We start from the raw sequence: 7,916 nt of genomic DNA on the forward strand, positions 1-7,916 counted from the left end.
GCCGCATCAACGAGCACCGAGCTGACGACGAGCCCCTGCAATGCGGCTGGAGGTGGACGGCGTGGCTTGAGGGGGCTCTGGCCGCCAGGAACGAGCCACAAGGGTGGACAGCTTTCGCACCTTCGTCAGGCTTGATTGGGCGTGTCTGAGCAGCCGCCAAAGATTGGCTGGGGTGAGCCTGGCAGTATCGATCCACGTCGTCAGCGCCGACAGCAAAGCTCCTGCGCGCGCACGGACCGAGTATGGCGCAGGCTTGCTGTGTTGGCCGGCGGACCAGCTAGCTGCCCGGCGGTGCAGCCCACTCAGCACATCCATTCGCTTGCTGTGCAGAGTCATCGCTGTGACGAAGACAAGCAGGATGGCTTCAGCCCCCAAAATGACGAGCAGTTCTTCCGGCATGTGCAATCTCGATTGTGAGGCGGAGAGGTCGTTCGGAATACGATCTGCCGGGGGGCGCATTGAATCAACGATTAATTCGTCGGAATCGTTAAATCGTCGCCTTATTTCTGAACGCTGCCGAGCAGCTCATAGTGGCCGGCGATGCGGCCGGGCCGGGACGCGTCTGCGGGGGCGATCTGCTTGAATAATGCGCAAACGAATTATTTCTTCCTGCCGATTATATTTAATTGACAATTAAATTAAATAAATTAAAGATGAAATATGGTTGCCGCGGGACTGTCGGTGTCAGCCTGCCAGCGGATCCGAGCCTCAGTTTTGCGTTTGCGAGGGGATCGGCAGATGTATCGAACCTTCGGCTCCGTCGTGGCGGTCGCTATCATGCTCGGAGGAGTTCAATGGGCGGGGGCGGGGCGCATGTCCTTGCCGGCGACGCCGCGGTCAGGGCAGCACATTGAACTGGGAAACCCGACGCTGCCGCCCCTTGCGTACACGGTGTTCTGCCTGCGCTACGAGGCGGAATGTCTTCCGCCGCGCTCGTTTCGCGGTGGGCCGATCCGGCTGACCGAGGACCGCTGGGCGGCTCTGCAGGAGGTCAATCGCGCGGTCAATCTCGCCATCGTGCCGGCGCGCAACGAGCTCGGCCTTGCCGGCGAGGAATGGGTCATCAACCCGAAGCACGGCGATTGCAATGACTACGCCGTGAGCAAGCGCCACGAATTGCTTCGGCGCGGCTGGCCTGCGCGAGTCCTGCTACTGAGCGAAGTCGTCGTCAGTTCCGGAGAGCACCACCTCGTGCTTCTCGTGCGCACGCGAAATGGCGATTTCGTTCTCGACAATCTATCACCCGAAATCAAACCATGGTCGCGCGTTCACTATCGCTGGGTTCGGGTACAAATGCCACGCCACATTCTGTGGGCGAGAATCGAAGGGAAGGGAGCATGAACCCGACAACCATTCAATGAAATATCTCTGGTTAAGATCGCCTGCGGTGTGAACGCGCAATCCGCATGGTCGCAATCATTTGAAGGGGAAATCTGTGAAGAAATTATCGCGTTGGCGAGGCTTTGGCTGGGCGCAAATAGCCGCCGGCTTGTGTTACGCCGGTTCCGCACTGGCGGATCAAACACTTTCCTCCAGCCAAGCGCCAGGTCCTGCCTCCTCGCGTTTGCCTTCTCCTGCGTCGGCTCCTCCACTCTCATTTGATGACCCCCGCTTTGCTGGAAATACGTCCGAGCCATACACCCGTTACGGGAAGTTCTTCAGCAACGGTGAAGTCGTCGAGCATCGTTCCTGGGATCACAACAACGATGGAAGCTCGGTCGTTTGCGGGGATTGCACTCTGAAAAATTCCCGCATTCGATCCAACGAGGGATTCCGGTGTATTGGCTCCGACGGTATTGGCGGCATCAACATTGATGGCGTCTACATCGAAACCAAGGGTTTGCCGGGCGATCACGCAGACGGGCTTCAGTGTTATGATCCTGGCAAAACCAACGCTATCACGGTTCGCAATACAACATTCAAGACCTACAACAACACCAATGCAACGGCCGGTTTCTTCTACGCTGATGGATTGGGGGGCTCAGTTAGCTTTGAGAACGTCTTGTTCTGGGGCGGACCTTACGGGTTGCGAATGCATCCCGATGGCATGAACGTCACTGTTTCCCTTAAGGATGTGTATTTCGTTGGTCCGTTCCTATACGGCGCATTTCTGATTAACAATGCGGGCGGCGGAACAATGACGATCACCAAATGGGAAAACGTCAGGAGTGCAACCATCGTCAATGGCCAGCTCGTCCCGGGGAGTTTGCTTCCTCAGCCTCGGATCCGCTGATCCATTTTCCTGCCCCGGTCCCGCGTGGCTTGCATTCTCGGATTAAGGTCGCTCGTCCGGAAATAACAACTTGCAAATTAAACCAATTTAACAATATAAATATTTAATCGTGGGTTCCAGTCGGTTATGCCATACAGAAGACGAGGAAGGCTGCGCGCACTTAGCATGGCCGGGCCGGGTCGCCAGGCACTCACCACATTGATGAGCCAATTCCGGATGGTTTGCCGACCATCAGGAAGGACGGGCCTGACAAATCGCGTTCGAGCAAGATGGTTGTCGAAGATGGGTTCGGTCGAACATTGAAGGGGGCCTGACGTATCGCATGAGGCTGAATCCCATGTCGGATGCAATTTATCGGGCCGCTGAGCCCGACATTTCGATCATCATCGTGAGCTACAACACGCGCACTATGACGCTCGAATGTATTCGATCTGTCTTGGCACAAACAACGACAGTACTCTACGAAGTCATCGTTTTCGATAACGCTTCAACAGACGGATCTCCGGAAGCCATTCGCGCAAACTTCCCTCAACTCGAGCTCATCGCGTCGCAAGAAAATCTTGGGTTTGCCGGCGCCAACAACATCGCCGCGATGCGGGCGCGGGGACGCCGGTTTCTGCTGCTCAACCCGGACACCCTGATCTTGAATCGCGCAATCGATCATCTGCACGAGTTCGCCGATGCGAATCCGCGCTTTGGGATCTGGGGCGGGCGCACCGTGCTGTCTGACGGCCGCTTGAATCCTGGCTCCTGTTGGGGAGATGCCACCTTATGGAGCATCTTCTGTTTTGCTACTGGTCTGACCAGCTTGAAGCGCAGCAGCTCGGTTTTCAATCCCGAAGGATACGGTGGTTGGAAGCGTGACAGCATTCGTGCAGTCGACATTGTCACGGGCTGCTTTCTTCTCATAGACCGCGAACTTTGGAAGCAACTTGACGGCTTTGATCCCGAGTTTTTCATGTACGGTGAAGAAGCGGACTTGTGCCGCCGGGCGCGCAAGCTTGGTGCATCCCCAACCATCACGCCTGCAGCTACCATCATTCATTACGGCCAGTCTTCCGAGCCCGATCAAGCAGAGCAACGCATCAAGGTCCTTGCCGGCCGGATCACGCTGCTGCGGCGTCACAATTCTGCTGCGACGATTCTCGCAGGCAAGACACTGTACATGCTTCTCCCCCTCCTGCGCTTGCTTGCGTACGGAACGGCCGGCCTGGTCTCCGGCAGAAGTGATCTGCGTGAAAAGGCGCGAAACTGGCGCTATGTCTGGCAGCATCGTCAACGCTGGGTGAATGGCTGGAGCAATGTCGGCGTGAGGAGCGCGCGCGGCAATCCGCGCAACAAGCTGCCAGAGGAGGTAGCGGCTGTGGAACGTCCGTTAGGGGACGCGTTATCCCGCTCGCGCCAGGGATAGCCACTGATGCGGCGCGACGTTACCATTGTGGTCTATCATCATATCGCGGACCGTGAAGACCCGTTAACCAGCAAGCTTGGAGTTGTTACAAGGCCAGAGGTTTTTGAGAAGCACGTCAAGTATTTCGCGCGTCATTTTGACGTGGTGAGCGGATCGGACCTTGTAAGTGGCACTCTGCCGCGTAAACCTTTGCTGATCACCTTCGATGACGCATATCGCTCAGTTCTCGATACCGCAAGTACTGTCCTTAAAACGGCAAATGCACCTTCGCTGTTCTTCGTCAATCCGACAACGCTGCTCGGAAGCAGATTGCCAGTGGATAATATCTTATCGTTGGCAGCGGTGGTGCTCGGTAAACAGCAACTGATAGCTCTCCTAAACATCAACGAAACCGGACCAACATCAGTCCCTAGGCTCATCGCCAACGTGATTTCAAAATGGACTCAGGCGCAAATTGCCGAGGCGAAGCAGCAGCTGTGTACCGCAATGGGCACCAATGAATTGGAACTCCGGCGTACATCGAAGCTTTTTCTTAATATCACCGATATCAAGCGGTTTGCGAGCTTAGGGATTGAAGTAGGAAACCACTCGATGAGCCACACGTTCTTTCGTTCGCTTTCATCGAGCGAGTTGGAGACCGAGATCGTGCAAAGCCGAGAGCTTCTGGAGAAGTTATCGGGACAAACGGTTCAATGCCTGAGTATTCCCTATGGGAATGCATTGGACGCGACCGAAGGTGCGCTGCGCGCCGCACGGCGTAATCACAAGGCGATCTTTTTAGTGCATGCGAAAAGCAACCGCTTTAAACCGGCGGCTGACATTTTCTATCGGATTAGCCTGGGGAACGCCGCGCCAGAAGAGATTCCGTTCAAGCTCCGGATTATGCCTGTACTACGGTGTGCGAGAGATTGGCTATGGTAGCTGGGCAGCCCGAACAAAAGAGAATAGTGATTCTGACGCGGGATGGCCCAGAACATCGCTATGTCGCAAACATGCTTTGCGCTGGACTCGCCATTGACCGCATCATTGTGGACCGGTCAGCACGGAGAACAAGACTGCGGCGCGCCGTACGGAAGGGGTTGGTGCATTTCTTAGGAAAGGCAACCCGTGCTGTCTTTCTCAAGATGATTCGAGACGATGAGGCCCGGACTCGGTCACTTGAAAGTCTGTTGGGGCAAAAGGCTCAAACATTCTATGCATCTGATCGAATCGTCTATGTCGAGGGCATAAACGGCACCGCAAGCTTGGAAGTCCTGCGGCAGAGACGCCCCGATGCGATTCTTATTTACGGCACGGCGGTCGTGAAGAATGCGGTCCTCGACTCTGCAACCGATATCTGCATCAATCTGCATACAGGTATTAGCCCCCAGTATCGCGGAACCGCGTGCAGCTTTTGGCCTGTAGTCAACGACGAGTTGGATATGCTCGGTGCGACCATTCACGAATGCACGTCCGGCGTCGACAGCGGGCCGATCTTTGAGACAGTGCATTCGAGATACGAACCAGGGGACGATTTGCATAGGATTTTTGGCCGAGCCGTGATGGTCGGTGCCGAAGCGTATGTACGAGTGGTTCAACGCTATGTGGCGGGCACCTTGAGCGGAGTTTCGCAAGATCTCAGTCTTGGGCGCGAGTACCGTGGAGCCGATTTGACCATTGGTCCGGAATTGGTGGCGCGACGCCGGCTCGCCCGTCTGAGGTCGTCCATCGCCGAAATCTCGATCATTGGTCAAAACGACAGGTAGTTCGCTGACGGGCAATCGTGCAAAAGCTCGCCTTATCGACCGAAGTCGTAAGCCGCCCCAGCAGATCGTCATCGATGGGGAAAGCGGTGACCGGCGCCTGCTAGGACGACGCTGCGAGCCCCAGCGCCGTACCCGCTGAGGGGTCGACCCAACGTCGGATAGTGCCGTCAATCAAATTGGCCCCGTACATCCAGCCGTCGGGCCCCTTCTGCATGTCGACGATGCCTTGTACGTTGTCCACCAATTGGACGCTGGTGACCTGCCGGCTTGCGTTCAAGGTCGCAGCGAAGATCGTTCCGTTCTGGACATCGTCGAAAAAAATCGTGTTCTGATTATAGAAATCTCCCGCGGTAATCACGTGGGCATTGTCGGGGGCCCCATGGCTTAGAGACAGGATCGGAAATACGGCGGGCGGGTCTGACGTATTGTTCCGATTGCCATTGTTATAGAAGGTGATCGCCTGCGCGAGATTTTGGTAGCTGCCGGTCCTGTCGGGGCCTTCGAGATAGGGCCATCCAAAGTTCGAGCCGGCTGGCCCCGTATTCAGCTCTTCCCAGCTATTCCAGCCCACATCTCCGAGCACAGGAAGATTGGTAACTGGATCGAAGCTGAAGCGGTACGCGTTGCGAACACCGTAGTAGAACACCTTCGACGCATTACTGTTTGGATCGCTTGCCTGATAGAACGGATTGCCGGGCACTCCCTCACCTGTAACGGGATCGATCCGCAACAACTTGCCCGATAGATTGTGGATGTCTTGGACGCGCACTCCCCGGGGGTCGACGAAGTTGTACGACACGCCATCGCCGACGGTGAGGTAGAGATAACCGTCCGGGCCGAAATGAACAGCGCCTACGCCGTGCGAATCGCTATCAGTCGCCAGATAGTCACGAATGTTTTGGTTCTGGATGCCGGTCCGGTCCGGATCGTTGTCCTGCGATCCACTCTCGATCTGGCTCGCCGGAGCTGTGATCGTGGTGCCGTTGACGATGCCGGAAGGAGCGATGCTCGGATCGCCTGTGCTGTTTACGTCGGGACGGCTCGTATAGGCCCAGATGCTGTTCTTTCCGACCAGCACTACCTCGCTCGCCGGATCGGCAATCATTGTGGTTGGGTCAACGGTAACCCTCACCAGGCGAGCCGGTCGGTTGCCGGCCTGATCGGGGCCGGCAAGGCCAGGCTGGCCCGCCGTTTCGGGTGGATCGTAGGTATAGAGCAGGTAGACATAGGGGTTCGTTGCGAAATTCGGGTTCACCGCGATACCCAGCAGTCCGCGATCATTGACGTCATTTACCTCGCTCGAAATGTCGATCAGCGGAGTTGATCGAAGTTCTCCGTTGTCCACCACACGCACCACACCGTCCTTTTGGGCAATCAGCATGTAGCGGCCGTCTGGAGTCCAATCGATCGCCGTTGGCCCGCCGGCATACCCCTGGCCCAGTCCCGTCACGTACGTCTCGCCCGCCAGATTGCCGAGATTGGGGTTGTCATTATCCAGGATTTTCACAGTCGTCGTTGTCTCGGCGCCGAGAGTGGCACCGGTCGGGTTGCTCAACGTGACCGTGAAGGTCTCATCATTCTCCGGTGTCGCATCATTGAGGATCGGTACCGTGATCGTCTGGGTCACCTGGCCAGCAGCGAAAGTCACCGTGCCTGACGAGGCGGTGTAGTCGGAACCCGCGAGGGCGCTGCCGTTGCTTGTCGTGAAGCCGACAGTAGCTGTTTGGCTGGTGCTGCCGCTGCGCAGCAGCGTAATCGTTGCCGTCTGTGTATTCTCGGTAACGCTTATCGCCGCGTCCGCCATTGAGATCGCGACGGGCGAGTCGTTGTCGATGATGGTCACGAGCACTGTGCGCGGGGTCCCGAGGGAACCGGAACCGGGATTCTGAAGCCCGACCGCGAACGTCTCGTTACCCTCGGTGAGCTGATCGTTCACAATTGAGATGGTGAAGCTCTTGGTGCTCTCTCCGGGGTTGAAGACGACCTGACCGGTGTTCGACCGGCCATTAAACGTGGGCTGGATGAAGTCCTCGCCCGCGGTAGCTGTGCCGCCGGTGCCGATTTCGTTCGTCGTGTACTCCACGGTTGCTTGAGATTGGAGGTCGCCGGAGCGTACGACGGTGATGGTAGCCATCCCTCCCGTCTCACTGACATAGACTGTGGAACTGCTAAGTAGTGAGATGACGTTGCCCGCAGCGAACACGACGTCGCGGAAATAGTTTGCATTCTGATAGACATTGGTGGGGAAGGCGCCCTTGGACAGGTCGAAGACGCCGGCACCCACTGGGGCGTTCAGGCCACCATTGCTGATGGCTGAGGCGAAGCCCTGCGTGGTGGAGACGTAGTTGCTGTTGATGTTGACGGAGACGATGTAGGTCGTGCCGGCCTGGATGGTCAGGGGCGTGGCGAGCGCCTGCTGCTGCCAGCCCGATGCGCCTTCGTTGGTAAACATGACCGTCGCCAGCTCCTGGCCGGTAGCCGACCAGATGTGGCCGATATGCGTGCCCGTCTCGCTCGGAGCCTTGTA

At 57.1% G+C, this 7,916-nt stretch carries 7 protein-coding genes; 5 read left to right on the forward strand and 2 right to left on the reverse strand.

Translation table 11 applies throughout. The annotated features are described in order from the left end of the window. Nucleotides 1-6: 6 nt before the first annotated feature. Entirely contained in the window at nucleotides 7-399 is a 393-nt protein-coding gene (locus GA0061099_RS40375; RefSeq protein WP_141697685.1) for a hypothetical protein, read from the reverse strand. A 339-nt stretch (nucleotides 400-738) separates the two neighbouring features. Between GA0061099_RS40375 and GA0061099_RS29230 the strand changes: the two genes are divergently transcribed. From GA0061099_RS29230 to GA0061099_RS29250, 5 genes are all read left to right on the forward strand, one after another. Continuing rightward, nucleotides 739-1,341, forward strand: a complete 603-nt coding sequence (locus tag GA0061099_RS29230) for a transglutaminase-like cysteine peptidase (RefSeq protein WP_036029196.1) — start codon at nucleotides 739-741, stop codon at nucleotides 1,339-1,341. 94 nt (nucleotides 1,342-1,435) lie between these two features. After that, nucleotides 1,436-2,233 carry a hypothetical protein gene (locus GA0061099_RS40380; RefSeq protein WP_141697686.1) on the forward strand — a complete coding sequence of 266 codons (798 nt, stop codon included), beginning with the start codon at nucleotides 1,436-1,438 and terminating at the stop codon, nucleotides 2,231-2,233. Nucleotides 2,234-2,570: 337 nt separating this feature from the next. After that, entirely contained in the window at nucleotides 2,571-3,644 is a 1,074-nt protein-coding gene (locus GA0061099_RS29240; protein ID WP_081493014.1) for a glycosyltransferase family 2 protein, read from the forward strand. Between the two features lie 6 nt (nucleotides 3,645-3,650). Further along, on the forward strand, nucleotides 3,651-4,565 hold the full coding sequence (locus GA0061099_RS29245; protein WP_036029203.1) for a polysaccharide deacetylase family protein: 915 nt from the start codon (nucleotides 3,651-3,653) through the stop codon (nucleotides 4,563-4,565). Continuing rightward, the gene (locus tag GA0061099_RS29250; protein WP_036029206.1) at nucleotides 4,559-5,389 is read left to right on the forward strand and encodes a formyl transferase; all 831 of its coding nucleotides are present in this window, start codon (nucleotides 4,559-4,561) and stop codon (nucleotides 5,387-5,389) included. The genes GA0061099_RS29245 and GA0061099_RS29250 overlap by 7 nt, the downstream gene beginning before the upstream one ends. A 100-nt stretch (nucleotides 5,390-5,489) precedes the next feature. On the opposite strand, the gene GA0061099_RS29255 is transcribed toward GA0061099_RS29250, so the two are convergent. Beyond that, nucleotides 5,490-7,916, reverse strand: a 2,427-nt coding sequence (locus GA0061099_RS29255) for a Calx-beta domain-containing protein (protein WP_074448163.1), incomplete at its 5' end; no start/stop codon positions are given.

Origin of the sequence: Bradyrhizobium yuanmingense (assembly GCF_900094575.1) — a bacterium.
Lineage (GTDB): Bacteria > Pseudomonadota > Alphaproteobacteria > Rhizobiales > Xanthobacteraceae > Bradyrhizobium > Bradyrhizobium yuanmingense.

Bases quoted from the DNA above. Each gene is read 5' to 3' on its own strand.
- GA0061099_RS40375 (WP_141697685.1), bottom strand. From the start codon at position 399: ATGCCGGAAGAACTGCTCGTCATTTTGGGGGCTGAAGCCATCCTGCTT.
- GA0061099_RS29230 (WP_036029196.1), top strand. From the start codon at position 739: ATGTATCGAACCTTCGGCTCCGTCGTGGCGGTCGCTATCATGCTCGGA.
- GA0061099_RS29240 (WP_081493014.1), top strand. From the start codon at position 2,571: ATGTCGGATGCAATTTATCGGGCCGCTGAGCCCGACATTTCGATCATC.
- GA0061099_RS29245 (WP_036029203.1), top strand. From the start codon at position 3,651: ATGCGGCGCGACGTTACCATTGTGGTCTATCATCATATCGCGGACCGT.
- GA0061099_RS29250 (WP_036029206.1), top strand. From the start codon at position 4,559: ATGGTAGCTGGGCAGCCCGAACAAAAGAGAATAGTGATTCTGACGCGG.